Origin of the sequence: Bradyrhizobium barranii subsp. apii, from assembly GCF_011516635.5 — a bacterium.
GTDB lineage: Bacteria > Pseudomonadota > Alphaproteobacteria > Rhizobiales > Xanthobacteraceae > Bradyrhizobium > Bradyrhizobium barranii.
The window spans coordinates 7,223,054-7,249,404 of the sequence record NZ_CP096255.1; the positions used below are offsets into that span (position 1 = coordinate 7,223,054).

Here is a 26,351-nt window from a genome sequence, read left to right on the forward strand (position 1 = left end):
TCAGGCCCCGGACTGGTGCTGCTCCATGGCGCGCTGCAGAGCGCAGCGAGCTTTACTGACCTTGGCGCAGCGCTGGCCGACCGCTTCACCGTTCTCATCCCGGACCGCCGCGGTCGTGGTCTGAGCGGACCGTTCCGGCCCGACCACTGCATGGCGACCGAGATCGATGATCTCGGCCGGCTTCTCGCCGAGACGGGCGCACGAAATGTGTTTGCATTGAGCGCCGGAGCCTTGGTTGCCATGCACACCGCGCTCGCCAATCCGGCGATCGCGCGCCTCACGCTTTACGAGCCGCCGCTCGAATTCGGCGGGGTCCAGCCGCGCTACTGGGCCGCTGGCTATGAGGCGGCCCTGGCGAAGGGGGATCTGCCGGGCGCCCTTGTTGCCGTGCTCAAAGGCACCGGCGACAACGAGATCATGACAAGGCTCCCTGCGCCTGTCCTTAAATCGTTCTTCGCCATGATGATGCGGCTCCGTCCCAACGCGGCCGTTGGCAACGGGCCGCCTCTGGCCACGCTCATCCCCACGGTCCACTACGACATCGAGCTGATTGCGGAGAAAGCCGGCGACCTTGACCGCTTCAGGAGCTTGAGCACGGAAACCCTGCTGCTTGGCGGCGATCGGAGCCAGGGCTATCTCGCCACCGCTCTCGATGCTCTCGCCGCGATCCTGCCGAACGCGACGCGCGTTGAATTCAAGGGCGCCGGACACATCGCCGCAGACAACGAAGGCGACCCAATTCGCGTCGCGGCGGAGCTGCGTCGTTTCTTCGCATGACGTCGTCCGCAGGATGGGGAGAGCGCAGCGAAACCCATCGCCGCGATCATGAAGATGATGGGTTTCGCTGCGCTCTACCCATCCTACAGAACTGCCCTGCATCGCCCGCGGTTGCCCGCCGATGCCTGCCGGCCTAGCCTGCAAGGAAAAGCAGGAAGGAAACATGGCACGCATCTCGACAATCGAGACCGGATTCTACCGGATTCCCCTCCCCGTCACGCTGTCCGACTCCACGCATGGCGAGATCGCGGCGTTCGAGCTGATCACCTGCCGCATCCGCGATGCCGACGGCGCCGAGGGCGTCGGCTACACCTACACGGTCGGGCGCAATGGCGGGGCGACTGCCGACATCCTCAAACGCGAGATCCCGCCGCTCATCGAAGGACGCGAGGCCGACGACACCGAAGCGATCTGGCATCACGTCTGGTGGGGCCTGCATTATGGCGGGCGCGGCGGACCGGCGGTGCTGGCGCTGTCCGCGCTCGACATCGCGTTGTGGGACCTGAAGGCGCGGCGCGCGAAATTGCCGCTGTTCCGCCTGCTCGGCGGCTTCGATGCGCACGTGCCCTGCTATGCCGGCGGCATCGACCTCGATCTCTCCGTCGAGGCGCTGCTCGCCCAGACCGACGGCAATCTCGCCAAGGGCTTTCGCGCCATCAAGATGAAGGTCGGCCGACCCGATCTCAAATCCGACGTCGCGCGCGTCGCGGCCATGCGCAAACATCTCGGCGACGGCTTTCCGCTGATGGCGGACGCCAACATGAAATGGACGGTGGAGGACGCGGTCCGCGCCGCCCGCGCCTTCGTCCCCTACGACCTCACCTGGCTCGAGGAGCCTGTTATCCCCGACGACGTCGCGGGCCATGCCCGCATCATGCAGGCCGGCGGCGTGCCGATCGCGGCCGGTGAGAATCTGCGCTCGCTGTGGGAGTTCAAGAACTACATCGTCGCCGGCGCGGTGTCCTACCCCGAGCCTGACGTCACCAATTGCGGCGGCGTGAGTGCGTTCATGAAGATCGCGCGGCTCGCGGAGGCGTTCAATCTCCCGGTCACCAGCCACGGCGCGCACGACATTACGGTGCATTTGCTCGCGGCCTGCCCGAACCGCTCGTATCTGGAAGCGCATGGTTTCGGGCTGGACAAGTATATCGAGCACCCGCTGGTGCTCGCGGACGGCAAGGCGCTGGCGCCGGACCGGCCGGGCCATGGCATCAGCTTCGACTGGAAGGGACTGGCGAAGCTCTCGCCGTAGGGCAATCCGTCATGGCCGAAGCAAGACGTGGATGGCCGGGTCATAGGCGAGCGGAAGCGACGCCGTCCTTCGGACGGCTATGGCGAGCGGAAGCGACGCCGTCCTTCGGACGGCTATGCCCGGCCATGACGATGCTGCTGCACGCGAGGCATTCGCAGGCGCTTGACGGGTCGGCTCAATATTCGGCTATGCTGGCATTAACCGGCCCTCCTTGCGAAAGATCCCCGCCTTGCCCCCCGAACTGCACCAGAAACTGACCCAGTGGCGCCGGCATCTGCATGCGCACCCGGAACTGGGCCTCCACGAGAAGGCCACCTCTGCCTTCGTGCAGGAGAAGCTCACCGAGCTCGGCATTCCCTTCGAAGCGGGCATCGGCGGCCACGGCGTCGTTGCGACGCTGACGCGAGGGGCGGCGCAGGGCCGCGTCGGCCTGCGCGCCGACATGGACGCGCTGCCGATCACCGAGGATACCGGACTGCCCTACGCCTCGACGACATCAGGCGTGATGCATGCCTGCGGCCATGACGGGCACACCGCCTCGCTGCTCGGAGCGGCCGCGCTGCTGGTCGCCGACACCAGCTGGAGCGGCACCGTCGACTTCATCTTCCAGCCGGCCGAGGAAGGACTTGGCGGCGCGCGCGCGATGGTCGGCGCCGGCCTGTTCGACCGCTTTCCGATGACGCGGGTGTTCGGCTTCCACAACTGGCCGGGGCTCGCAGCCGGCACCATTGCGGTCCACGACGGCGTCGTGATGGCCTCCGGCGGACGCGTCAGCATCACCATCGACGGCCATGCCGGACATGCCGGCATGCCGCATCTGACCCGCGATCCCGTCATGGCGGCGGGACACCTGATCGTGGCGCTGCAATCGGTCGTGTCGCGCAGCATCGATCCGCTCGACACCGCCGTGCTCTCGCTGTGTACGCTCGAAGGCGGCACGGCGCGCAACCAGATCGCGGGACGCGTCACCATCGGCGGCACGCTGCGGTATCATCGCGACGCGGTGAAGGACGTCATCCTGGCGCGGATCGGAGAGGTCTGCGCAGGCATTGCAACGACCTTCGGCGTCAAGGTCACGCCCGAAATCGTCATGGGCGTCGGCGTGGTGGTCAACACGCCGGCCGAGGCGGGCCTGGCGCGCCTCGCCGCGGAGAGGGTGCAGACCGAGGTGCGACGCGATCTCGCGCCGAGCATGGCCGGCGAGGATTTTGCCTTCTTCCTCAAGCAGTGCCCCGGCGCCTTCGCCTGGATCGGCAACGGTGAATTGCGCGACGGCGCCGAGCTGCACGGCCCGCGCTACGATTTCAACGACGCGATTTTGCCGGTCGCCTCGAGCTGGATGGCCGAGGTCGCCAAGGTGGCGCTGAAGTCGAACTGACCCCGGAACGTCGGGGCCTCGGATTCCCTGCGCATGACGTCGGCCGTGCGCCGACCGTCCCGCCGCACTGTCCCACCGACACTTTTTTCTTTGGCCTGCAACCCTTTGAACATGCAGCGGCGATGACTGCCCGGGCGGGCGCGTTGCAGCACCGCACCGTCGCGCGCGCTTGACGCGGGACGTGCGGGCAGGAATAATGAAATTAAAGAACAATTGTTCGCATTCCGAACAATCTGCAGCGGGATCAAGCGGGCTCACAACACCGCATCCGCGTCATCAGAGGAAACGTCATCGATGCAAGCCATCCTCAATGGCGACAGCACGCTCATCGTCGCAATGATCGTCGCCTACATCGCCTTCACGTCCTGGCTCACGTTCAGGCTGCGCAGCAGGACCAGCGATCAGTTCATGACGGGCGCACGCGCGATGCCGGCGGTGGTCGTCGGCGTGCTGATGATGTCCGAATTCGTCGGCGCCAAATCGACCGTCGGCACGGCGCAGGAAGCGTTTCAGTCGGGCATAGCGGCGGGGTGGGCCGTGCTCGGCGCCTCGATCGGCTTCCTGCTGTTCGGGTTCCTGATGGTGAAGAAGCTCTACAGTTCCGGCGAATACACCATCTCGGCGGCGATCGCGCAGAAATACGGCAAGTCGACCATGCTCACGGTGTCGGTGATCATGATCTACGCGCTGCTGCTCGTGAACGTCGGCAACTATGTGAGCGGCGCGGCCGCAATCGCCACCGCACTGCATGTCAGCATGCCTGTTGCGATGTGCATCATCGCCGTGGTCAGCACCTTCTACTACGTGTTCGGCGGGCTGAAGGGCGTCGCCTGGGTGACGATCCTGCACAGCGCCATCAAGGTCGTCGGTATCGTCATCATATTCTCGGTTGCGATGTCGCTGACCGGCGGCATCGCGCCGATCCAGGCCAAGCTGCCCGCCTATTACTTCAGCTGGGACGGCAAGATCGGCTTTGCGACCATCTTCGCCTGGACCTTCGGCACCGTCGGCGCGATCTTCTCGACCCAGTTCATCGTGCAGGCGATCTCCTCGACGCCGAGCGCCGACGACGCGCGCAGGGCCACCTTCTATGCGGCGGCGTTCTGCCTGCCGCTCGGATTCCTGCTCGCCCTGATCGGCGTCGCGGCGAAATTCCTCTATCCCGACATGAACAGCCTCTACGCGCTGCCGGTGTTTTTGGAGAAGATGCCCCCGCTGGCCTCGGCTTTCGTGACGACCTCGCTCGTCGCCTCGATCTTCGTCAGCGTCTGCACGGTTGCGCTCGCGATCGCCTCGCTGGTGGTGCGCGACTTCTACGTCCCCTACTGGAAGCCAACGCCGGAGCGGGAGCTGAAGATGACCCGCCTATTCTCGGTGGCGATCGGCATCGCACCGCTGGTCTTCGTCTTCTTCATTCCTGAAATCCTCAAGCTGTCGTTCTTCACGCGCGCGCTGCGCCTGTCGATCACGATCATCGCGATGATGGGATTCTATCTGCCGCTGTTTGCCAGCAACCGCGGCGCCACCGCGGGCCTGATCGGCGCGGCGATCTCGACGACGGCCTGGTACATGCTCGGAAACCCCTTCGGCATCGACAACATGTATGTCGCGGCCGCGACACCGCTGGTGGTGATGGCGGTCGAGCGCCTGGTGATGGGCCGCGCTCCGGCCGCCGCCACGACGCCGCAGCCAAATGCATTGATGGAAAGGACTTCGACATGATCATCGATACCGAGATCGTGACCACCGACATCGGGACCGCCGCCGACGGCGTCGTTCGCCCGGCCGCCGGCGATCCCGACCGGTCCGACGCTTTCATTCCCTCGCCTTGCGTGCAGAACCACGCCGCCAATCTGATGCCGCTCGCGAACGGCGATCTGGCCTGCGTCTGGTTCGGCGGCACGCAGGAGGGCATGTCGGACATCTCGGTCTATTTTTCGCGCCTGCCCCGCGGCGCGACGCAGTGGTCTCCGGCCGAAAAGCTGTCCGACGACAAGGGACGTTCGGAGCAGAACCCGGTGCTGTTTCCCGCACCTGACGGCACGCTGTGGCTGATGTGGACGGCGCAGCTGGCGGGAAACCAGGACACCGCGCTGATCCGCCGCCGCCTCTCCCGCGACAACGGCAAGAGCTGGGGCTCGATCGAGACGCTGTTTCCCGAGCAGCGCGGCCGCGGCACCTTCATCCGCCAGCCGATCGTCGTGCTCGACAATGGCGACTGGCTGCTGCCCGTATTCTATTGCCACAGCACGCCGGGTCGGAAATGGAACGGCGACGAGGACACCAGCGCGGTGAAGATCTCGTCCGATTCCGGCGCGACCTGGCGCGACGTCGACGTCCCCGGCAGCCGCGGCTGCGTGCATATGTGCATCGCGCGCCTCGACGACGGTTCGCTGCTGGCGATGTTCCGCAGCCGCTGGGCGGACAATATCTACCAGAGCAGGTCTTCCGATCACGGCCGCACCTGGTCGGCGCCTGTTGCGACCGTGCTTCCCAACAACAATTCCTCGATCCAGCTCACGCGGCTCGGCAACGGGCATCTCGCGCTCGTCTTCAACGATTCCAGCGCCAGGGACGCGACCGGGCGCCGCCTCTCGCTCTACGACGAGATCGAGGACGATCTGCCGCCGGTGCTCGCCGGCGACGGCAGCAAGGCGGACGGCCGCACCGCGTTCTGGGGGGCGCCGCGGGCGCCGATGACGCTGGCCGTCTCGGCCGACGGCGGACGAAGCTGGACCAGGCGCAATGTCGAGACCGGCGACGGCTATTGCATGACCAACAATTCGCGCGACCAGACCAACCGCGAGCTGTCCTACCCGTCCGTCAAGGAGACCGCCGACGGCGCGCTCCATATGGCGTTCACCTTCCACCGCCGCGCCATCAAATATGTCCGCGTGACCGAGCCATGGGTGACGCGCGCCACGCGGGGCTGAGGTCATGGACCAGAGGCCTCACGCGCTGGTGACGGGCGCAAGCTCGGGGATTGGTGCGGCGATCGTCGAGCAGCTGCTGCGCGACGGCTGGCGCGTCACCGGGATCAGCCGCCGCCTTGCGACGTTCGACCATCCGGCGTTCGATCATTTGCCGCTCGACCTCGATGATGTCGACAGCATTGCCGACGCCTTGGCAGGCTTCACGCCGACCGCGCTGGTTCATGCCGCGGGCCTGCTCAAGGTCGGTGCGCTCGGATCGCTCGACCATGACGACGGCGCGGCGATGTGGCGGCTGCATGTCGACGTCGCCGGGCGCCTCGCCAATGCGCTGGCGCCGCGCCTGCCGAACGGCGGACGCATCGTCTTCATAGGCAGCCGCACCGCATCGGGCGCCGCGGGCCGCGGGCAATATGCCGCGACCAAGGCGGCGCTGGTCGCGCTGGCGCGGTCCTGGGCGCTCGAGCTCGCACCTCGCAGCATCACCGTCAACGTCGTTGCCCCCGCCGCAACCGAGACGCCGATGCTGAAGGATCCCTCGCGCGCCAATGTCACGCCAAAGCTGCCGCCGATCGGCCGCTTCATCCGCCCGGAGGAAGTCGCAGCCGCCGTGGCCTTCCTGCTCTCGACGGAAGCGGCCGCCATCACCGGACAGCAACTCGTCATCTGCGGCGGCAGCTCGCTCTGAGTTCGACCCGTGGCTACTCCAAATCGGTTGTTGGACGATGGATCTCGTTCAAGCAAGCGAGATCCCAGTGGACCGACGCGAATTTGTTTCGGGACTGACCCTTGCGACTGCCGCGGCAGGCCTGATGCCGACCGGCGCCGCGGCGGAAGGCAGGCGCGTCGCGCTGGTTATCGGCAACGGCGCCTACAGGAACGTGCCCACGCTGCTCAATCCGCCAAACGACGCCGGCGACATAGCTGCAGCGCTGAAGCGGCTCGGCTTCTCGGTCCGTCTGGTCACCAATGCCAGCTTCGACGAGATGCGTCGCGGCCTGATCGCATTGGGGCGCGACGCCGCCGGAGCCGATATGGCGACCGTGTATTTCGCGGGCCATGGCATGGAGATCAATGGCGAAAACTGGCTGATCCCGATCGACGCAGAACTGAAGCGGGACACGGACGCGGCAAACGAAGCCATCAGCCTGCAGAGCGTGATGTTGCAGGTTTCCAATACCACGAGCCTTGGCCTCGTCATCCTCGACGCCTGCCGCAATAATCCATTTGCCGCCAGGATAAACCGCACGCTCGCCACCCGGGGGACGCCGACCGGCGGGCTCGGTCGCATCGAGCCCGTCGGCAACGTTCTGGTCGCTTATGCCGCACGAGACGGCACCACGGCGCTTGACGGCGACACGCGCAACAGTCCGTTTGCAGCGGCGCTCCTTCGCAACATCGAGACACCGGGCGTCGAGGTCACGTTCATGTTCCGCAACGTCCGCGACGAAGTGATGGAAGCCACCCGAAACGAGCAGCAGCCGTTCGTCTACGGCTCGCTGTCTCGCAAGGCGATTTACCTGGCCGGGCAACCAAAGGGCGGCGTCGAGGGAGCGGAACCTGTCGCCCCGCTTCCGGCTGTCGCGTCCCCGGCACCGTCAGGCGCGTCGATGTCATCGACGATCGATCCTGCGTTGGTGGGCACCTGGGAGATCACGGTACCGGGCCGCCGCGGACAGTCGCGTTGGATCTGGCAGATCATGAACGACGGCACTTACAAATTCCACGCCGTGCCGCAGCGCTCGGCCCATCCGCACGAAGGCACGATGACTGCTGCAAATGGCCACTGGACCCTGCAAGCCCGGAGGGGCCTTTCGGGTTATAGCGATGGCGGCGCCTACGAGATCCGCGATACACTCGCGGTGATCACGGGCAAGCTGGGCACCGGCGCCTGGAAGCGCAGCGCGGAGTGAGGGCACGAGCCCAGTACGCATCCGATAGATGGTGCCGCTCTGCCGCAGTCACGCGACGATCGCCCCATATCATCGAGATCTGCGAGAGCCATGATCAGCGCGTGGCTGCAATCCTGGCGCGGAACATCTCCTGCCCCTGCATGATCTTGTCGAGCAATGCGTCGAGCGCCCAGAACCGCTCGCGGATGTCGAAGTCGACGGCGCGGCTGCGGACGCATGAGAACGTGCCGAGCCTCTGATGGTACAGTTTCGCCAGCTTGGGATATCCCATCGGCTCGGCCATCGCGGCGAGCGCGAGATAGACGGAGAGATCGTCCGCCAGCGCCGGATGCCGCGCGCTGTCGGTCAAGAGCCATTTGTAGAGATCGGGATGGAAGTTCGTGAACACGCCGGTGAAGCCGGCGGATCCGCTTCTGATGGCGTCGAAGGCGATCGCCGCATTGGCATTGACGATGGCGAGCGAGGAGTTTTTCGTCAGCGCCACGCGACGCTTCACGGTCTCGAGGTCGCAGGACACGTCCTTGAGGATCGCGAAGCGCCCGCTTTCGGCGCAGAACGCCAGTTCGTCGTCAGTCATGAGCCGCCGGAACGGCGCGGGACATTCGTAGAGGCCGAGCGGAAGATCGGCGGGCAGCGCATCGAGCAGATGGCGCAGATTGTCCATGAAGACCGTTCCGCCCTGCCCCTTCGGATCGAACCGGTTCGTCACCAGCACCAGTCCGTCCACACCGGTCGCGGCGATGGAGGTCAGCTCGGTCACTTGATCGTCGCGGGATTCGCTGACATGGCCTGACGCGATGACGGGCACCCGGCCCGCCGCCTGCCGCACGACGAAGCGCGCCAGCGCGACGCGCTCCTCGAGGCTCAAAAACTGCATCTCGCTCGACTGGGCCACGGCGAACAGCGCATCCGCGCCATTGGCGATGTACCATTCGACGAGGTTTTCGAGGCCCGCATAGTCGATCGCGTCGGCTTCGGTGAACGGCGTCAGCATCACCGGAATGATGCCCTTGATGGTTGCAGTCACAAATCGGCTCCCAAGACGTTGAATTCGGTGACAGGCAGGAGCCTGCCGCTCACGCGTCTTGCGACGCGTGAGCGTAGCTGTTCGGGCTGGCGATCAGTTGCCGGCCACTTCCTTGATGCGCGCGATCATGTCGTCGACGGCCTTGTCGACCGGCACCTTGTTGGTGACGATGGCGTTCACGGCCTTCATCCAGACGTTCTCGTTGTTGAGGGTGGTGAACTTGTAGTTCTTGCTCATCTCGTAGCCGCCGACGCCGGCGAAGAACTGGTCGCGCACGGCGCGGCGATGAACGTCGCCGTCCCAGAAGGCGGACTTCTGCGCGGCCGTCTTGACCGGGAACCAGCGACCGAGCGCGCCTTCGACATAGGGCTGGAGGTTCTCGTCGCGCAGCAGGAACGAGACGAACTCCTTGGCGCGGTCCTTGTTCTTGGCCTGCTCGAAGATCAGGCCGACCACCACGGAGGCGCGGGTGTGGACCGGCGTACCATCCGGCTTGTTGGGCCAGACCATGGTGCGGATGCGGTCATTATAGTTCTTCTTGGCTTCGTCGCGCTGCTCGGCGGTGAGCGTCTCGTTGCCGACGTCGTCGAGCCATTTGCCGGGGAGCGAAACCGTCGAATTGTGCGTCATGATCGTCGTCTTGTTGTGGAAGGCGACGTTGTTGTCGGGATCCTTCCAGCTCGTCGCCGATTGCGGCGTGCAGCCTTTCGCGGCGAACTCGACATAGTCCGTCATGGCGGCGACGAGGCCCGCCTTCACCTTGGGATCGTCGACCAGGAGCTTGCCGTTGTCGTCGACCAGCACGACGTTGTAGGCGTCCATGAACACCAGGAACGAGATGAAGCTGTCGGTGGCGTCGACGCCCATCGGATGGCCGACGCCGTAGATGCGCTTGCCGGACGCCTTGCGCACGGCCGGTTGCGCCTTGTCACACCAGAACGACCAATAGCCCTTCCAGTCCTTCGGGATGTCGGTCTCCTTGAGACCTCCCTCCTCCAGCATGTCCTTCCAGTAATGCAGATGCAGCGTCGCCTGCTTCAGCGGGAAGGCGTAATAGGCCTTCGCTTTGGTCTTGTCGTTGTACAGCATGACCGTTTCGAGCGACTGCGGAGAGAACTCGCCCTTGATCGGTGCGAGCACGGAGCCGAGATCGACCAGCTTGCCTTCGGAGGCCCACTTGCCGGCGCCCTGGAAATGGTAGGTGTCCGCATAGGTAACGTCGGGCGGACTGCCGGCATCGAGCGCCGCCACCAGCTTCGGCATCATGTCCTGCGTCGCATATTGCGACAGCTCGACCTTGACCCCGGTCTTGGCCTCGAACTTCTTGATGACGGCGAGCAGCGCGTCTTCCTCGGCCTTGTAGTAGCCCTTGTTCCACCAGACGACGAGCTTCTCCTCGGCGGCTGCCGGGCTCGCCGTTCCCATCATCGGCAAGAGCAGCGAAACCGCCATCGAACAGTTTCTGGCCCACCGCAAAACGCTATTCCGCATTGTCGTTTCCTCTCCGTCTCATCCGGCGAGGGGCCCGCCGGTTGCTCTCATGGCGTTTAAAAACGCGCCCATGTAAGCGCTTACATATCAGGAGTCAAGCGGCCCTTTGAGCGGGAAGCAGCCCTCTTGGCGGGACCAGGCGCGCTATCGAAGAGACGACCGCTCACTGCGGGATCAGGCGCCCCTGGCGTGACCTGCGCTGTCGCGGATTTTCAGAACAGGCACGACTTCGCGGGACTGCGCCTGCGCTTGCCGGCCCGCGATCACGGCGAGGAGCTCGTTGGCCGCGAGGACACCGATCTCCTGATTGTCGACCTTCATCGTCGTAAGCCCCGGAGAAAAGCGCGATGAAATCGCAAGATCATCGAAGCCGGTGATCGAAAAATCCCCGGGCGCGTCGAGGCCGCATTCCCGCGCAGCCATCAACGCACCGAGCGCCAGATTGTCGTTGCCACAAACGATCGCGGTCGGCCGAACGTCGACGGCTTGCGTCATCAATCCGGCAAAGCTGGCCGCGCCGAACTCCAGCGTCGAGGGACCCATCATCAGATCCTGCGCCGCGAGTTCCAAACCCGCGGCCGCGAGCGCTTCGCTGACGCCGCGAAGCCTTTCCTTGACGCGGTCGTTGTTGGTGTCCGGCTGGAAGATGGCGGCAAACCGGCGATGGCCGAGCGACAGCAGATGCTCCGTCATGCGGCTGAACGCGGCGCGATTGTCAAAGCCGATGCACGGATGCGGTGACAGCTTGTTGTAGGAGTATGTCACGACATAGGGAATGCCGCGCGAGTTGAACGCGTCAAAAAGCTCGGGGGGATGATTTTCGCCGACCACGGCAATTGCTTCCACACCGCGCGCAAGCATCGCTTCGGCCTGCCGCAAGCCCTCGTCCGGATCATAGTTCGAGCAACCCAGGAACAGCGTGAAGCCGCGCTCGCTGAAGACGGTCTGCATGCCGCCGATCTGGTGGGCGAAGATTTCGTCGTCCAGGGTCGGGATGATGGCGCCGGCGATATGCGTCCGGCGCGAGGCCAGCGCCCGTCCGGCAGCATTGGGAATCCAGTTCAGCGCGCGTGCGGCGTCCTTGACCCGCTGCCTGACCTCTTCGGAAACCTTGTCGGGCTCGTTGAAGGCGCGCGAGACGGTCGCGGTCGAGACATTGGCCTTGCGGGCGACCTCCTCGAGCTTGACGCGGCCGCTGCCTCCACGCGCTCTCTTTGAACCTGCCACCATCCCCGCCACGTCGGTCGAACGCTTGATCGATCAATACCTTGCCATGGTATTGACGACCACCGGAGTCCTCAATGAAAATCTCCTGGCGTGAGGCGCCCGCGCTTCCTAGACGATCCCGCCCTGCCGAAGCGCCGCGATCGCGGCCACGTCGTAGCCAAGCTCCGTCAGGACGAGGTCGGTATGCTCGCCGAGCGTCGGCGGACGCGATGCGATCTCGCCCGGCGTTTCCGACAACCGGACGGCGGCGCGGGCGACGGGTGCGCGTTTCGGCAGGCCGGGATATTCGACCTCCTGCATGAAGCCGGCGGCGCGAATATGCGGATGGTCCAGCGCCTGTTGCGGGCTGAGGACGGGCCCGGTCGGAATCATCGCCTTGCCCAGCGTGTCGACAGCCTCCTGCGTGGTGCGCTCGGCGCACCAGCGCGCCATCCGCGCGCTGATGACGGGGCCGTTGTTGCCGCGGCTGATGTCGTCGGCAAAGCGCGGATCATTCAGCCACTGCTCCTCCTCACCCATCAGCTTCGCCCAGCGTTTGAACAACGGATGCCCCGTGACCTGGCACAGCACCCAGCCGTCCCTGGTGCGATAGATGTCGGCCGGCGCTGCAGTCTGGCCGAGATTGCCGGTCGGAACACGGTTGACGTTGATGACCGCCTGCTCGATCAGCGTGGCATTGGTGAAGGACAGCGCGGTTGCGAGCAGCGCGCCCTCGACGATCTGCCCGCGTCCGGATTTGCCGCGCTCGATCAGGGCTGCGAGCGTCCCGAACGCGCAATGCAGCGCCGTTCCGAAATCGACCCAGTTCACCGCAGCGCGATATGGCGGGTCGCCGGCACCGGTCATGTACACCGAGCCCGACATGACCTGGCCGACGCCATCGAAGCCGACGCGGTCGGACCAGGGCCCCGGCCCGCCGAACGCGGTCGCGGTCGCGGTCGTCAGGATGATGTCGGGCTTGATCGCCTTCAGCGAGTCGTAGTCGAGCCTCATCGCGCGCAGGGTCTGCGGCGGCAGATTGGCGACGACGACGTCCGCGGTCGCGATCAGGCGGCGCATCACCTCCTGCCCTTCCGGCTTCATCGGATCGAGCGTGATGCACTTCTTGTTGCGGTTGACCTGCAGAAACAGCGCGCCTTCGCCGCCCTCGCCGACCGGCGCCACGAAGCGATCCTCGCTGCCGTCGCGCTTTTCCACGCGGATGACCTCGGCGCCGAATTCGGCCAGCAAGGTCGCGCAATAGGGCCCTGCGATATAGCGCCCGAAATCGAGGACGCGCACGCCCTCCAAAACTCCTCCCATCGATCCCTTCCCATATTCATATGTTCTCGCCAGATTACAGGGACTGGCTGCCACGGCAAGGCGGCAGAGGACATCGTGCCCCTGCCCCCAAGATGTGATCGCCTGACTGTTTCGGCTGGCGGAAATTCTGCTCTAGTATTGCCCCGTCCGTCCCCCCAGCCAGAGCACATCCATGCCGCAACAATTCGATCGATCCGCAGAAGATCTCGGCAACGCGATCCATTTCGAGCACGTCAACATCCAGGTCCCCGACCAGCGCCTCGCCACGCTGTTCTACGTGACCGGGCTTGGACTGACCCGCGATCCCTACCTGATGGTGTCCGACACCAACATGTGGATCAATGCCGGACGGAGCCAGTTTCACCTGCCGAGCGGCAGGCCGCAGGTGCTGCGCGGCCATGTCGGGCTGGTCATCGAGGGCCGCGAGGCGCTGCTGGCGCGGCTCGCGTCGGTCGCGAAGAAGCTCGAGGGCACGGCGTTCGCGTTCGCCGAGCACAACGATCATGTCGAGGCGACCTGTCCGTGGGGCAACCGACTGCGCTGCTACGAACCGGACGCCGCGCGCTTCGGACGCATCGCGCTCGGCATTCCCTATGTCGAGTTCGACGTGCCGGAAGGCACCACAAAGGCAATTTGCGCCTTCTACCCCGAGATCATGGGCATGCCCGCAAGCTTGCGAAACGGCGACGGCCAGGTCGCCGCCGTGAAGACCGGCCGCGACCAGCATCTGTTGTTCCGCGAGACCGATCGGCCCCAGGGCGACTACGACGGCCACCACGTGCAGATGTACATCACCGACTTCTCCGGCCCCTACCGCAAACTCCTGGCGCGCGACCTGATCTCGCGTGAGGACAATCAATACCAGTACCGCTTCTGCGACATCGTCGATCTCGACAGCGGCAGGCATCTCTTCACGGTCGAGCACGAGGTCCGCAGCGCGACCCATCCGATGTTCATGCGGCCGATGGTCAATCGCAATCCGGCGATCAACAACCGCAATTACGCATTCGGCCACGATCAGTCGCTCTGGGCGATGGGGCCGGATCAATACGAGGGATAGGGAGTGGCGAACGCGCGCCTTGCGGCGCGCGCGATCCATGACCTCGGCCGGCCATCAGCAGCCACGGCAGATGATCAGCCGGCGGTCGATCTCCCTGTCGAGCCGCTGCAGCTCCGCGTCTTGGGGCGAGGCTTGCGTCGACCCGGGCACGTCGCTGCGTCGCGGCTGCCGGTGACCGATGGGAGCCTGCCGGGACAGGTCCGCGAACTTCATTGCGTCCACACTGCCAGGCGAGGACATGGTCACAGGCGCGCTTGCGCCTCCGGCAGCCCTGAGGCTGGAAACCGATCCGAACAGAAACGTAGCTGCGACGACGGTCACGCCAAGTCTGATTGACATCATCATTCTCCTATCGCGGTGACGTTGCGACGATGCGCATGCGATGGATAGGAGGTCCCGGCTACTCGACCATTTCGCCCGCGGCGACATCGCGTTACCATTGCAACCGCGATCGCCGATTGTCGTGCGCCAGCTCTGGATTCCTGTTTTGACGCGCTTTCTTCGCGCGCGCCGGTATCCGCTTCGCTCGAAAACGCTCTACCGCGCCACGGCGGCCCGTCTCACGCGTCGTCGCGCGGCCGACGAGGCGACGCTCCGCGCCAGGACGCCGGCGAGCTCCGCCGATATCAGCGGGTGATGAACGAGCTCGGTGATCCCTGACGTCTCCAGCGACGGCACCGCCAGCTCGCGCGTCGATGGGCTCGCCAGAATCATCGGCAAGGCCGGCGCCGCCGCGTGCAATGCCGCCGCCAGCTCGATCGAGGAGCCCCCGGGCATGTGACACACCAGCGCCGCATCGAAGCGCGTTTGCGCGGTGCGGCAGGCAGTGATCGCCTCCGCCAGCCTGGTGAACCCAACCGGCTCATAACCCAGCGCCGCGAGGATTTCCTCATGGCGCAACAGGAGACGGCGGTCGGTGTCGAGCACCAGCACCGTCTCGCCCGCGCCACGGAACGCAAGATCGGGGCTGTGCTGAACCGGCACCGCCTCGTCGGGATCGCCGGATGGCAGCCAGACGTCGAAGCGCGTGCCCGCATCCGGCTCGCTCTGCACGGCGACGGCGCCGCCATATTGCTCCGCGATCTCGCGAACGGTTGCGAGCCCGATGCCGTTGCCGTCCGGGCGCGTCGTGAAGAAGGGCTCGAAGATCCGCTCCAGCGTCGCCTCGTCCATTCCCGGCCCCGGATCGGTGACCGAAATCACGGTGAAGCGGCCGGGGCCGACCTCACTGCGTCCGATCGACAATGGCTGTTGAAGATCGCACACCTTGATGCCGAGTTCGATGCAACCCGGCTCCGTCATCGCCTGAGCCGCATTGTTGCAAAGATTCAGATCACCTGCTGCAACTGGGCGGGCTCGCCCATCACGGTGGCCTCTTCGGCCGACTCGTTCACCTCAAACTGGACGTGCGAAGGCAACGAAGCTGCCAGCAGCGATCTGGTCTCGTCGATCAGGGTCCTGACGCAGACACGCTCCCGCCTGCCCTCGCCGCGGCGGCCGAAGCCGAGAATCTGTTCGACCAGTTCGCGCGCCCGCTCCCCGGCACGGCGGATCTCCGCAAGGCTGCCGGCCGGCCGGCCTCCCGACCGGATTCGCGCCTCGGCGATCTCGGCATAGCCGAGAATCGCGCCGACGATATTGTTGAAGTTGTGGGCGATACCGCTGGCAAAGGTGCCGAGGGTTTCCATGCGGCGTGCCTGTTGCAGGCTCGCCTGCAAGCGCTCCTTCTCGCCTTCGAGCCGCACCCGGCGGATCGCGTTGCCGATGGCGTCGAACGCCATGCGAAACAACGAGACTTCGGACCAGTATGCGAGCGCCCCGGCCGGCACGGTATCGAAGCCGAGGATTTCATCGCGATGTCCCCGGACCGCCGTCACGCACAGCCAGCCGCCGACGCCGGCGTCCTCGAGCAGGTTCATCGTATCGTCGGGATGGGCGGCCTTGACCTTGGGAATATAAACGATACCGCCTTCGCCACTGTCGAAGCGTGGCGCGAGGCTCAGCGCGCGATCCGGCCAACCCGGCTCGAATGCGATCCCGTCGCGGGACCACCGATAGGTGCTTGTCGTCGTCCCGGTCGCGCCGACGAAATAGGCGCGATCCGCACCGATGCATCCGGCAAGCTGTTGCAGCGCGGTCTCGACGTCAGCGGTGATCCTCTCGCGGCTCGAATCGATGAACCGCATCGAGATGCCGGCCATGACGTGCTCGAACGCCGCACGGCGGCGCAGCGTGACCGCGCGCCGGTGCAATAGCAATCCGAAATAGACCACGCCGCAGAGCAGCAGCAGCGACGTCATGAACTGCAACAGGCGTACCCGGCGCGCCGACGCCCGCGAGGCGAGCTGACGCCTGGTGATCAATGCCAATACGGCATCCTGCTCGCGGTTGTTCGATTCGGCGACGAGCGTCTTCACGATCGTGTCGATGTCGGGCAGAAGGTCATGCAGCATCTCCCCGTGCATCAACAACGCGCGGACCGAATCCATGTCCTGCGGCGGCGTTTGCACGAGCGCCAGCTCTTCCAATCGACCCTGGACCTGACGCGCCACGACGTCCGACGTATCGAGCGTCAGGCGCAGCATCGCTGCCGCCAATGCGGAGGCGGCCGTGACCAGCGCCCGCTGATCCGACTCGGCCAGCTTGTCGCTGAACAGACCGAAATAGGCAAAGGAGTTCTGGAGCAGCGCGTTGCGGCTCTTGAACCGTTCGACCAGGTCCTCCTGCCGGAGGGCGCGTGCCGACAGCACATCGATGGCCCTGGTCTCTTCGGCGTTGAGACCCGGCGTTTCGCGCAGCCGCGTCAGGGCGTCGTCATAGGCATCGGTCATCTGCACCAGCTTGTCATAGTTGCGCGACAGGCCGACGCGCGCAGTCAGCACTTCCCTGGTCATCGCGCGTTCGAACCGGGTGAAGTCGCCAAGCGCCTGGAGCTGACGGTCGTAACGCACCGAATTGAAGTTCAGCCCGTTCAACAACAGCCAGGTCAGCAGGGCGAGCACGCAGGTTACGCCGATCACGGCGGGGGCAAATTTCATGGGGAGCCTCCGACAGTCGCGCCGCGATAGGTGCCGGTCAGACTGTTCAGAAAGGCGACGAGCGCCTTGACCTGCTTCTCCGTCAACGTGGCGTTCAATTGAGCAAAGGCCATCTTGCGAACCGCGTCATCGAGCGTCGGCGCGCTGCCGTCATGGAAATACGGCGGCGTGGTCGCGACGTTGCGCAGGCTCGGCACGCGCAGAATTTTCGGCTCGGGCGATGCGAGCGGGTGGAATATGCCGTGGCGCTGGAACAGATTGCCGCCGACATTGACGCCCTGATGGCAGGACGCGCAGCCCAGCGATTTGAACAATTGGTAGCCGCCCAGCTCGTCCTCCGACAGCGCCGCGGCGTCACCCGCCAGCCAACGATCGAACTTGCCGCCCGGCGTGACCAGCGTGCGCTGGAAGTTCGCGAGCGCGTCGACGACATCGCCGCGCTCCGGGCGGTGGCCGTAAGCCGCGAAGAAGCTCTCGCGCATGTCGGGATCGGCATTGAGCTTCTCTGCGATCTCGACCGAGCTGCTCGCCATGGTGCGCGGGCTTTCCAGCGACGCCCTGGTATCGGCTTCGATGTTGCGTAATTTTCCTTCCCAGCCGAAGCGAAAGCTGAGCGCCGCATTGAAGACGGTGAGCGTGTTGAGCGCGATCGCCGCCCCGTCGGGGCCGACATCGTGCTGCCTCGGGCTCGCGCCGTTCGTCGCGATATCGTGACACGATGCGCAACTGCGTGAATTGTCGTGCGACAGCCTGCGATCGGAGAACAGTCGTTCGCCGAGCTTGACCTTCAGCAGATTGATTGCCGGCGGTGCCGGAATGGGCGTGATGGGCTCATCCTTGCGGACCGACACGAAGGCAGATGGGGACTGCGACGGTGCCGGAGAGACCTTCAGAGAGCACGGCACCAGTGCGCAAATCACGATCGCGCAACGTCGAAGGCCGGCACCTCGTCCGGCCCCGAGAAATCTGGCGAACTGCTGCACGCCCAGCAATGTGGGGGTGAAGCGAGAATTGTCGCGGCTGCTCAAGGAATTTTGATCGAAGCTGGATGATTTCGCGAAGGTGGCCGCCACATGCTCCGGGCGATGGTGTCAGCAATCACGGCAGTACCTCACCACCCGCTCGATGTCCGACCTGCCGAAAATCCCGAGGTCCCGCAAGGTCCGGTCATCGAACTCCATCAACGCAGCGACGGCCTTCCTGATCTCACGTTCCCGACGCCAGTGCGCAGGCAGGTCCATCAGAGTCCCGAGGGTCGCGCCGAGCGATCCCAGCCGATTCCAGCTCCGCTCCAGTCGCGCATCGCGTGGCTCGGCGCGATCGAGCCTGACGATATTCCCATTGTTGTCATTCCCATTGTTGTCGGCTCCATCGTTGCCGCTCTTCTCCGCGGGCTCGCGACCCGCCGAGGGCGACCGGCAATCTCTCGTGGCCTCCAGCATCGCCTGAACCGGCGCGGCTGCAGTCGGATGCAAGGCCGCCCCGTAAAGGGCAAAGCCTTCCATCAAGGAGGCGAAGACCGCCCACCAGAATGTGGTGACGGGCTGATCCTGCCCGGCAGGCGGTACGTCCGGCGGCGAAGCGATGTCCGGCGCGCGATGCCTCGCGGCAACCGCACCGAGACGGACCATGCCGCGACCGTCGGATCGTGCGACCCAGTTCGCCCTGTCGAGTTCCATGTGACCCGGCAAGGCAACGCGGCTCACACTGTGAGAATACTTCTCCATCGTAAATCTCCCACACGCTGTTGATGGGAGGCAATCTGACGGCCCGCTGTTACGCCAAGGTCACCGCCATCGGCAAATTGGCTACAATTGCAATCCGCCAATTGCTTCTAGAACGGATCGACCGGCACCGCGAAGACATAGCCGACGCCGCGCTCGGTCTGAATGACGCGCGGCGCGCTCGGATCGGTCTCCAGCTTGCGCCGCAGCCGCAGCACCTGGACGTCGATGCTGCGATCGAAAATATCCTCATGGATGCGGGTCGCCTGCAGCAGATGCTCGCGGGTCAGGGGACGCTGCGGCGCCTCGAGAAAGGCCAGCAGCAGCGCATATTCTCCCTTGCTCAACGGCACCGGCGCTTCGTCGGGATCGGTCAGCTTTCGGCTGCGGCGTTCGAGCTTCCAGCCACTGAAGCGATAGCCCCCGCGCTCGGGATCGCGGGCGCGCGCGGCCCGTCCCATCTCCTGCCGCCGCAACACCGCGCGGACGCGCGCCAGCAGCTCCCTCAGGGAGAACGGCTTGATGATGTAGTCGTCGGCGCCGAGCTCGAGCCCGACGATGCGATCGATCTCGTCGGGACGATGGCCCGTGGTGATGATGACCGGCACGTCGGAATGCGACCGGATTTCCCTCAACAGGTCCAGACCGTCATCCTGACCAAGCCGAAGGTCGAGGATGATCAGGCTCGGCTGGCTGCCATCGAGATAGTGGTTCAATTCCGATCTGTTGGAGGCCGCCCTCGTCGGGATATTGTGCTCCTCGAGATATTTGATCACCATTTGCCTTAACGTCGGATCGTCATCGACGACGACGATGTGGCCAATATCTGCAAGCATTCCATACTCTCAAAATTCGCCGTCCGCCGAGTGAGCTGTACCTAAGAATTGCGAACGTCAACGTCCGGCTGTGGTGAAATGATATTGATGTCGTCCGAATTGGAATCGCTCAAAATAGAACGGGATATCCGAGGCCATCGGCACACACTGAGTCTATCTATGGTGCCGTGATGACGTCGCAACAGGGTAATTCTGCGGCTAATTCCGCCGGATGTCGCATACGTGAATAATTGTGATCCCAACGCTTACTACTTTGGGGCGATAGGAAGCCTGCGGCCTGCGCTGTCGTTCAGCGACTGCGATGTGCTGCGCAGGCTGTTGCCCGCCCCCGCAGGGCGCGATCGTTTGCGGGCTTCACGGAATCATCAGGAGCCCGGCAGAGCCAACAGGTACTGGTAGATCGCGGCGAGATCGTCGTCATCCATCCGCCCGATCGGCCGCCACGGCATCTGCTCGCCGAGCCGATGCCCGTTCGGATCAACGCCTGTGCGCATGGTGTCGACGAATTGCGCAAGGCTCCAGTTCTTGACGATACCGAGGTCCGGTCCGAGCGGCGGCAATTGTCCCGGCACGCCGCCGCCGAGATCCCTGCCGTGGCATTCGCGGCAATCCTGATAGGACAGCAGGTACTTGCCATAGAGCGCCGTCGGCGCCTTCGGCGGCGCGGTGATCACGCCGGTGAAGACGGGCTTCGCATCCGGCAACAGTCCGGCGCCCAGCATCACGATGCCCAGCAGGCTGAAGCGATCCGGCGGATCCGGGGTCTGCGTACCGCTCGCGGGCAGGCTGCGGATGTAGGCGATCACCGCCTTGGTGTCGTCGTCACTGAGCCGGCCGGCATTGGTGAAGGACATGATCGCCAGCCAGCGCCCCCTCGCGTCGATCCCATTGCGAATGGCACGAAAGATCTCGGCATCGGACCAATTCTTCAAGACGCCGGCGGGCGTGAGATTGGCCGGCACGAACGAGCCGATGGGAATCGGGAGATCCTTGGCCACGTCGCCGCCGCCGGTCAGCGTCCCGGTCTGCGAGTGACATGCGGCGCAAAAGCCGTCGGCCACGGCCATGCCTCGGGCAATCTGGTCCGGTGTCGCCTCGATCTTCACATCCGGGACCGGCGCAGAACGGGCGTGTTGCCGGACGATACCGACCGCGGTCAAAGCGGCAACGCCGAACACTGAGATGGCCAGCATGGCCGTCAGCACCATGCCGCTCCACTTCGCCAGAGCAGATTTCGTCCGGGAGGCGCGAACGCCCAGCCAGGCCAGAAACGCGATGAACGCAACCATCGCAATCAGGGCGACAATATTTGTCCATGCCAGTCCTCAATGAATTGGGCGCGACCGATGCCGCGCGACATCCGGATCGTCAAAAATGAATTTCGGCCGACGCCAACGCGCCAATATCTGCGAAGGTGTGCCATGCGGAGGTCTGCCGGATTAACAGCGCGGTGTTTCCGTGCCGTTTCATCGCCCGCCGCTCGCGTTACAATTGTAATCCCGTGCGAGTTATCGGCTTCCGGCGCGATGTCACCGGTTTTTGCACCGGCCTTTTTGCCCGGCCTTGGCAGCGCCACGATGCGTTGCCGCCGTAACCATTTTCGCTGCCGCCGGAAGTCTTGGCGTAACGGCGATCGCTTCAATTGCCTCTCACTCGACCGACGCTCTGGGGCGACCGTGCATCGATCATCAAGAGGTCAACTCACATGAAGATTCTTATCGCTTCGACACCTGCGACGGGTCATCTCAATCCGATGCTGGCGATCACGCAAATCCTGCGTGGCGATGGTCACGAGATCGCTTTCCTGACGGGCACCGCCTTTCGTGCCCGCGTCGAAGCCAGCGGCGTGAAGTTCTTTCCCCTTCCCGAGGACGCGGACTTCGATCCGAACGACGTCTTCTCGCGATTCCCCGAACTCAAGACCATTCCGCCGGGACTGGAGTGGTTCCGTGTTGCTTGCGAGCGCATCTTCGTCGACGCCATTCCGGCTCAGCACCAGGGGCTGCTGCAAATCCTGCGGCAATTCCCCGCCGACATCATTGTCGCCGACGACATGCTGTTCGGTGTGCTGCCGATGCTGCTCGGACCGCGCTCGCAGCGGCCTCCCATCGCGCTCTGCGGGACCTCGTTTCTGCATTGGGCGCGCGAGGACGGCGGGCCCAATTTCCTCGGTCTGCCGCCGGCAAAGAGCGACGAGGAGCGCGATCGCTATGCGGCCATGGCGCGGGAATTTGATGCGGCAGTCGATCAGCCGGTGTCGATGCGCCTGAACCGGGCGTTGAAGTCTCTCGGGGTCGGGCCGATCGCGATGCCGCTGTTCCATTCCGTGGTCGCTCTCGGGGATGCCTATCTGCAATTGTCGGTGCCAAGCTTCGAATTTCCTCGCGAGATTCCGCCCTCAGTGCATTTCGTCGGCACTCCGCCGATCATCGCCAACCAGGTTCCGCCGCCGTCCTGGGCCGAAGAGCTCGACGGATCGCGCAAGATCGTTCTGGTGACGCAGGGAACGGTGGCCAATCACAATTTCAATCTGCTGGTTGCCCCGACGCTGGCGGCCCTCGCGGACGAGGAAGACATCCTGGTGATCGTGACGGCAGGCGGCCGCCCGATTGACGCCATCCCCGGCAAGATCCCGTCGAACGCGCGCATCGCCAGCTATCTGCCGTTCGAATGGCTGCTGCCGAACGTCGACGTGCTCGTCACCGATGGCGGCTATGGCAGCGTCAACCAGGCCATGAGCTTCGGCATCCCGCTAGTCACCGCGGGGCTGACCGAAGACAAGGCCGACGTCAACGCGCGGGTCGCATGGTCCGGGGTCGGCATCAACCTCGCGACCAACGAGCCGACACCGAAGGCATTGCGCGACGCGGTGCGGACGGTGCTCGATCAACCCCGCTTCCAGTCGCGTGCATCGCAGATCGCGGACGAATTCGCCGGGATCGACACGCGGGCCGAAGTCCTCCGGGTCATCGGCGGGCTCGTGGCCGACGAGAGCTCGCGCACCGGCGCGATGGTGGCAAGCCGGGGGCGGCGCGCCGAACGGCGCGCGTAATCGCCCGAACGCGGCGATGGAGGGCGGGCGACCGCACCTCCATCACCTCATGCACATCGAACAAGCCGGAACCGGATAACCGTCCATGCAAATCGACCCCGCATCCTTCGCCTTCACGTTGCTGCTCGGTTTTCTGGCGGCCGTGCCCTATTCCGGCATCGACATCAATCTGCCGGCGCTGGCAGCGACCGGCGCGACGCTCGACGCGAGCGCGTCGGATGTCGGGCTGACCATGAGCGCCTTCATGCTCAGCCTCGCCACCGCGCCGCTGATCTACGGACCAATCTCCGACCGCCTGGGCCGCAAGCCGATTCTGGCATTCGGCCTCGTACTGTTCGTCGCAGCAAGCCTTGCCTGCGCGAAAGCGTCCTCGCTGCCGGTTCTGTTGCTGGGCCGCTTCGTCCAGGGCATCGGCGCCGCCGCCACCGCAACGACCTTTGCCATCATTCGCGATCTCTTCGACGGCAACGCCGCGCGAGGCAAGATCGCCAACGTCATGGTCACGGTCAATGTCGCGACCGTGATCGCACCGACGGCCGGCGCCGCCCTGCTGGCGATCGCCGGCTGGCGATCGATCTATGCCGCCCAGGCGGGGATCGGTCTCATGCTGCTGGTCGTGGTGATGTTTCGCTTCGCGGAGACTGCGACGACCGACCGCGCCGGCCGCCTGGGGCTTTCTGCTGTCATCGACAGCTACCGCCAGGTGCTGACGCATCCGGTGTCGTTGCCTTTCATCCTGGTCGGCGCCGCGGGCGGCGCGACCGTGTTTGCCTACGTCACCGGCGCCTCGCTGTTCTTCGTCGGCGCCATCGGACTGCGCCCGGAGCAATATGGCCTGATCTTCAGCGCATGCTCGGGGGCCGTCATGGTCGGCGCCTTTCTCGACGGCCAGCTCGGCCGGCGCGGCGTAGAGTCCGCCCGCATGCTCGCAACCGGGCTGACGCTGTCGGCCGCCGCCAGCACCGCCCTGCTCGCGATGACGTTGGCCGGGTGGATGCCCACGTCACTCGTGGTTGCGCTGCTGATGGCGGTCGCACTCGGCTTCGGGTTCAGCGTGCCGAACGTGATGAGCGCGACGATGCAGCGTCTCCCGGAGATCGCGGGCGCCGTCAGCGCCGCCGCCGGAAGCATTCAGCTCACCGCCGGCGCAATATCGAGCGGGCTGGTCGCACTTCGCTTCGACGGACGGACCGCGTTGTCGATGACCGCGGTGATGGCGGCAACCTCGCTGCTCGCTCTGGTTCTCTATCTGCTGGTCGCGCGCCCCGCCGAACGTCGCCTTCCGTCGCAGACGATCGATCCCGGCGTGGCGGTCCGAAGCCCCACGAAGTCCTGAGTTCGCCGGATCCGGCTGGCAGCCCGGCGCATCCGTCGGGTTGCGACCTGACTAGGCCAGTGAGGGATCGAACCTCCGCATGGCGGAACCAAAACCTGTTTGATTGTTCGACGATTTCAATCCGCATTTGGAACAAGCGGCGTGGGGCGCCCCGCCCTTATTCTCGCCGCCATCATCCTTCAGGAACGCGCGCAGGGGGCGGGCTCCTCCAGGGGGCAGTTCCCAAAGGTTCTGCGTGATCATCCGACGTTTAGTGCAACACGAAGTGATTGCGTCCCGCCGTGCGCTCCTTGGCGGGCTTGCGTCCTCAGCCTGCGTTGTCGCGCTGGGCGGATGCGCCAGCCTGGGTGCTACCGGCGCACGCTACGACGCTTCATCGCTCTCGGTCGACCCTACGTTGCTCGTCGTAACCACGCGCAAGCCAGTGAACGGCGGCCGGTCGAAGCCGTGGTTCGGGCCGGAGCGGGCTTCTACGATGACCGTCGCACGAGCGAAGCTTGTGGCGCCTGGTGACAGCCGTTTTTCTCTGGCTGCAGCGGGACTTGACGATTGGCGTCTTGATGGGGTCGAGCCGGTATCGGGCGATGTCGGCAGTCTTGTCGCGCAGGCCGGCGGCGGACCAGACGTCCTGATCTACGTGCACGGCTTCAAGCAGACGTTCGAGACGGCGGCGCTCGATGCCGCGCATCTCTCCGATGGCATCAGGTTCCGCGGTCAGACGATGGTATTCTCCTGGCCCTCGAAGGCTGGACTGTTCGACTACGCCTATGACCGCGACAGCGCAATGTGGTCCCGCGATGGCTTCGAACGCGTGCTGCAATCTGTCGTGACGAGTTCAAGCGCCGGCCGCGTCCACATCGTCGCGCACAGCATGGGAACCATGTTGACGCTCGAAAGCCTGCGCCAGCTCTATGCGCGATCCGGTGACGCCGTTGCGGGCAAGATCGGGGCCGTGGTGTTCGCTGCGCCGGACATCGACATGGACGTGTTCTCGTCGTCGATCAACCGCATCGGTCCGCTTTCGCGCAAGATCACCGTCATCGCCGCAACGAACGACCGCGCGCTGGCGTTGTCGGGGCAAATCGCCGGTGGGATGACACGGGTCGGCGCTGCCGAGAAGACCGCCATCGAAGGGCTCGGGGTGCGCGTGGTCGATGCGTCCGAGGCAGGCTGGGGCGTTATCAACCACGACCTGTTCCTGTCGAATGCGGAGGTGCGCCAGGTGATCCGCCGCTCGATTGATACCGTGGCCGCGTGAACCCGGCGTCGCGGAAACGATATCGCTGATAGAGAGGTATCTTGGGGCTAGCTCTGACATCCCGTTGACAGGTTCAATGCCTTGAACAGGCCATCGAAGACACCTGACCGGCAGGGCTTGACCTCCGCGACTGGCTTGGCGCGCCTGGCATTCGCAAATGCCTTGGACGTTTCCTGCACGGGCCGAGGTCTGGGCAGCATGACCGCGAATTTTCTCCCGCTTGCGGTGCGCTGGTGTGGCGCGATGATCTTCAAAGGCTCTGGCGCAACATTCGCCGTTTGATCCGGCGGAGGCATCGGTTCGCTCAGGGAGACCGGCTGCGGAGGCGCTTCAAGTTGCATGTGCATGTGCGGGGTCCCGAGCCGGTCTGCCGTCGTCAGCGTATCGGCTGAGACGCGTAACCCGACGGTCGCCTGAACAGACGGCGCGTTCACGGGCTTGGTCATGCGCGGCGCCGTCTCAAGCTCCATCACCGCGAGTGTACTGAAGCCAGCGAGGATGAGAGCCGCCTTCATCTGATTTCACGCTTCCCGAACGAGACGCCTCGTTCAAAGCCTGCCGAAAATAAGCTCCCGAAAATCGGAGACCAATTGCAGACATCCAATAAGGCGGCTTGGCGGCAGAACTAAACCAGCCGGCGCGGCGACCGGACAAGATCAGAGACAGGGTTAACACGGGTCATGCGAACCGGCCCTTATGCGGAGTGCTCGCTGTCGCCTGACGACCGGCACCTGAGGCCCCCCCTCAAGC

General features: G+C 64.9%; 23 protein-coding genes. 11 read left to right on the forward strand and 12 right to left on the reverse strand.

Translation table 11 applies throughout. The annotated features are described in order from the left end of the window. The first annotated feature begins 15 nt into the window (after positions 1 to 15). The 7 genes from HAP41_RS34660 (at position 16) to HAP41_RS34690 (ending at position 8,250) form a co-directional block, all read left to right on the forward strand. Positions 16 to 777, forward strand: a complete 762-nt coding sequence (locus tag HAP41_RS34660; protein ID WP_206706250.1) for an alpha/beta fold hydrolase — start codon at positions 16 to 18, stop codon at positions 775 to 777. A 163-nt stretch (positions 778 to 940) separates the two neighbouring features. Then, positions 941 to 2,029 carry a mandelate racemase/muconate lactonizing enzyme family protein gene (locus HAP41_RS34665; protein ID WP_166088486.1) on the forward strand — a complete coding sequence of 363 codons (1,089 nt, stop codon included), beginning with the start codon at positions 941 to 943 and terminating at the stop codon, positions 2,027 to 2,029. A gap of 229 nt (positions 2,030 to 2,258) precedes the next feature. Further along, positions 2,259 to 3,407, forward strand: coding sequence for an amidohydrolase (locus HAP41_RS34670; protein WP_071916026.1), 1,149 nt, complete (start codon positions 2,259 to 2,261; stop codon positions 3,405 to 3,407). Between the two features lie 294 nt (positions 3,408 to 3,701). Next, on the forward strand, positions 3,702 to 5,129 hold the full coding sequence (locus tag HAP41_RS34675) for a sodium:solute symporter family protein (protein WP_166088480.1): 1,428 nt from the start codon (positions 3,702 to 3,704) through the stop codon (positions 5,127 to 5,129). Beyond that, positions 5,126 to 6,340: a sialidase family protein gene (locus HAP41_RS34680; protein ID WP_166088478.1), complete on the forward strand. Its 1,215-nt coding sequence runs from the start codon at positions 5,126 to 5,128 to the stop codon at positions 6,338 to 6,340. Before HAP41_RS34675 ends, HAP41_RS34680 begins: the two co-directional genes overlap by 4 nt. A 4-nt stretch (positions 6,341 to 6,344) precedes the next feature. Continuing rightward, positions 6,345 to 7,025 (forward strand): SDR family NAD(P)-dependent oxidoreductase, encoded by a 681-nt coding sequence (locus HAP41_RS34685; protein ID WP_166088475.1) that lies wholly within the window; start codon positions 6,345 to 6,347, stop codon positions 7,023 to 7,025. A 37-nt stretch (positions 7,026 to 7,062) separates the two neighbouring features. After that, positions 7,063 to 8,250 (forward strand): caspase family protein, encoded by a 1,188-nt coding sequence (locus HAP41_RS34690; protein WP_166088473.1) that lies wholly within the window; start codon positions 7,063 to 7,065, stop codon positions 8,248 to 8,250. 94 nt (positions 8,251 to 8,344) lie between these two features. On the opposite strand, the gene HAP41_RS34695 is transcribed toward HAP41_RS34690, so the two are convergent. The 4 genes from HAP41_RS34695 to HAP41_RS34710 form a co-directional block, all read right to left on the reverse strand. Then, positions 8,345 to 9,277 (reverse strand): dihydrodipicolinate synthase family protein, encoded by a 933-nt coding sequence (locus tag HAP41_RS34695; protein WP_166088471.1) that lies wholly within the window; start codon positions 9,275 to 9,277, stop codon positions 8,345 to 8,347. 93 nt (positions 9,278 to 9,370) lie between these two features. Next, positions 9,371 to 10,729, reverse strand: coding sequence for an ABC transporter substrate-binding protein (locus tag HAP41_RS34700; protein ID WP_166088469.1), 1,359 nt, complete (start codon positions 10,727 to 10,729; stop codon positions 9,371 to 9,373). A 213-nt stretch (positions 10,730 to 10,942) separates the two neighbouring features. Continuing rightward, on the reverse strand, positions 10,943 to 11,998 hold the full coding sequence (locus HAP41_RS34705) for a LacI family DNA-binding transcriptional regulator (RefSeq protein ID WP_166088427.1): 1,056 nt from the start codon (positions 11,996 to 11,998) through the stop codon (positions 10,943 to 10,945). 105 nt (positions 11,999 to 12,103) lie between these two features. Next, positions 12,104 to 13,297, reverse strand: coding sequence for a CaiB/BaiF CoA transferase family protein (locus HAP41_RS34710; protein WP_166088423.1), 1,194 nt, complete (start codon positions 13,295 to 13,297; stop codon positions 12,104 to 12,106). 172 nt (positions 13,298 to 13,469) lie between these two features. On the opposite strand from HAP41_RS34710, the gene HAP41_RS34715 reads away from it, so the two are divergent. Continuing rightward, entirely contained in the window at positions 13,470 to 14,357 is an 888-nt protein-coding gene (locus HAP41_RS34715) for a VOC family protein (RefSeq protein ID WP_166088393.1), read from the forward strand. A 54-nt stretch (positions 14,358 to 14,411) separates the two neighbouring features. On the opposite strand, the gene HAP41_RS34720 is transcribed toward HAP41_RS34715, so the two are convergent. From HAP41_RS34720 to HAP41_RS34750, 7 genes are all read right to left on the reverse strand, one after another. Continuing rightward, complete coding sequence (locus tag HAP41_RS34720; protein WP_135215059.1) at positions 14,412 to 14,696, reverse strand: hypothetical protein; 285 nt, start codon at positions 14,694 to 14,696, stop codon at positions 14,412 to 14,414. 198 nt (positions 14,697 to 14,894) lie between these two features. Further along, positions 14,895 to 15,659: an ATP-binding protein gene (locus tag HAP41_RS34725; RefSeq protein WP_248577138.1), complete on the reverse strand. Its 765-nt coding sequence runs from the start codon at positions 15,657 to 15,659 to the stop codon at positions 14,895 to 14,897. Positions 15,660 to 15,685: 26 nt separating this feature from the next. Continuing rightward, on the reverse strand, positions 15,686 to 17,377 hold the full coding sequence (locus tag HAP41_RS34730; RefSeq protein ID WP_248577139.1) for a DAHL domain-containing protein: 1,692 nt from the start codon (positions 17,375 to 17,377) through the stop codon (positions 15,686 to 15,688). 14 nt (positions 17,378 to 17,391) lie between these two features. After that, entirely contained in the window at positions 17,392 to 18,300 is a 909-nt protein-coding gene (locus HAP41_RS34735) for a cytochrome-c peroxidase (RefSeq protein ID WP_224580660.1), read from the reverse strand. A 186-nt stretch (positions 18,301 to 18,486) separates the two neighbouring features. Continuing rightward, on the reverse strand, positions 18,487 to 19,122 hold the full coding sequence (locus tag HAP41_RS34740; protein ID WP_166088362.1) for a DUF1127 domain-containing protein: 636 nt from the start codon (positions 19,120 to 19,122) through the stop codon (positions 18,487 to 18,489). A 107-nt stretch (positions 19,123 to 19,229) separates the two neighbouring features. Next, positions 19,230 to 19,955 (reverse strand): response regulator, encoded by a 726-nt coding sequence (locus HAP41_RS34745; protein ID WP_014497160.1) that lies wholly within the window; start codon positions 19,953 to 19,955, stop codon positions 19,230 to 19,232. A 365-nt stretch (positions 19,956 to 20,320) separates the two neighbouring features. Next, positions 20,321 to 21,244 carry a c-type cytochrome gene (locus HAP41_RS34750; protein ID WP_166088348.1) on the reverse strand — a complete coding sequence of 308 codons (924 nt, stop codon included), beginning with the start codon at positions 21,242 to 21,244 and terminating at the stop codon, positions 20,321 to 20,323. Between the two features lie 416 nt (positions 21,245 to 21,660). Here HAP41_RS34750 and HAP41_RS34755 point away from each other — a divergent pair, with 416 nt between their 5' ends. The 3 genes from HAP41_RS34755 to HAP41_RS34765 all read left to right on the forward strand — a co-directional run bounded on the left by HAP41_RS34755 (position 21,661) and on the right by HAP41_RS34765 (position 25,601). Further along, a complete protein-coding gene (locus HAP41_RS34755) occupies positions 21,661 to 23,007 on the forward strand; it encodes a glycosyltransferase (RefSeq protein ID WP_166088328.1) in 1,347 nt (448 codons plus the stop codon). A gap of 85 nt (positions 23,008 to 23,092) precedes the next feature. Next, positions 23,093 to 24,343 carry a multidrug effflux MFS transporter gene (locus HAP41_RS34760; protein WP_166088320.1) on the forward strand — a complete coding sequence of 417 codons (1,251 nt, stop codon included), beginning with the start codon at positions 23,093 to 23,095 and terminating at the stop codon, positions 24,341 to 24,343. 235 nt (positions 24,344 to 24,578) lie between these two features. Further along, positions 24,579 to 25,601 (forward strand): alpha/beta hydrolase, encoded by a 1,023-nt coding sequence (locus tag HAP41_RS34765; RefSeq protein ID WP_166105597.1) that lies wholly within the window; start codon positions 24,579 to 24,581, stop codon positions 25,599 to 25,601. A 47-nt stretch (positions 25,602 to 25,648) separates the two neighbouring features. Here HAP41_RS34765 and HAP41_RS34770 read toward each other — a convergent pair whose 3' ends face one another. After that, positions 25,649 to 26,116, reverse strand: coding sequence for a hypothetical protein (locus HAP41_RS34770; protein WP_166088317.1), 468 nt, complete (start codon positions 26,114 to 26,116; stop codon positions 25,649 to 25,651). Positions 26,117 to 26,351: the final 235 nt, after the last annotated feature.

What these genes read in the sequence shown, in the direction of transcription:
- HAP41_RS34665 (WP_166088486.1), top strand. Translation starts at nt 941, where the DNA reads ATGGCACGCATCTCGACAATCGAGACCGGATTCTACCGGATTCCCCTC.
- HAP41_RS34675 (WP_166088480.1), top strand. Translation starts at nt 3,702, where the DNA reads ATGCAAGCCATCCTCAATGGCGACAGCACGCTCATCGTCGCAATGATC.
- HAP41_RS34680 (WP_166088478.1), top strand. Translation starts at nt 5,126, where the DNA reads ATGATCATCGATACCGAGATCGTGACCACCGACATCGGGACCGCCGCC.
- HAP41_RS34685 (WP_166088475.1), top strand. Translation starts at nt 6,345, where the DNA reads ATGGACCAGAGGCCTCACGCGCTGGTGACGGGCGCAAGCTCGGGGATT.
- HAP41_RS34690 (WP_166088473.1), top strand. Translation starts at nt 7,063, where the DNA reads ATGGATCTCGTTCAAGCAAGCGAGATCCCAGTGGACCGACGCGAATTT.
- HAP41_RS34700 (WP_166088469.1), bottom strand. Translation starts at nt 10,729, where the DNA reads ATGGCGGTTTCGCTGCTCTTGCCGATGATGGGAACGGCGAGCCCGGCA.
- HAP41_RS34705 (WP_166088427.1), bottom strand. Translation starts at nt 11,998, where the DNA reads ATGGTGGCAGGTTCAAAGAGAGCGCGTGGAGGCAGCGGCCGCGTCAAG.
- HAP41_RS34710 (WP_166088423.1), bottom strand. Translation starts at nt 13,297, where the DNA reads ATGGGAGGAGTTTTGGAGGGCGTGCGCGTCCTCGATTTCGGGCGCTAT.
- HAP41_RS34715 (WP_166088393.1), top strand. Translation starts at nt 13,470, where the DNA reads ATGCCGCAACAATTCGATCGATCCGCAGAAGATCTCGGCAACGCGATC.
- HAP41_RS34720 (WP_135215059.1), bottom strand. Translation starts at nt 14,696, where the DNA reads ATGTCAATCAGACTTGGCGTGACCGTCGTCGCAGCTACGTTTCTGTTC.
- HAP41_RS34725 (WP_248577138.1), bottom strand. Translation starts at nt 15,659, where the DNA reads ATGACGGAGCCGGGTTGCATCGAACTCGGCATCAAGGTGTGCGATCTT.
- HAP41_RS34740 (WP_166088362.1), bottom strand. Translation starts at nt 19,122, where the DNA reads ATGGAGAAGTATTCTCACAGTGTGAGCCGCGTTGCCTTGCCGGGTCAC.
- HAP41_RS34745 (WP_014497160.1), bottom strand. Translation starts at nt 19,955, where the DNA reads ATGCTTGCAGATATTGGCCACATCGTCGTCGTCGATGACGATCCGACG.
- HAP41_RS34750 (WP_166088348.1), bottom strand. Translation starts at nt 21,244, where the DNA reads ATGGTTGCGTTCATCGCGTTTCTGGCCTGGCTGGGCGTTCGCGCCTCC.
- HAP41_RS34755 (WP_166088328.1), top strand. Translation starts at nt 21,661, where the DNA reads ATGAAGATTCTTATCGCTTCGACACCTGCGACGGGTCATCTCAATCCG.
- HAP41_RS34760 (WP_166088320.1), top strand. Translation starts at nt 23,093, where the DNA reads ATGCAAATCGACCCCGCATCCTTCGCCTTCACGTTGCTGCTCGGTTTT.
- HAP41_RS34770 (WP_166088317.1), bottom strand. Translation starts at nt 26,116, where the DNA reads ATGAAGGCGGCTCTCATCCTCGCTGGCTTCAGTACACTCGCGGTGATG.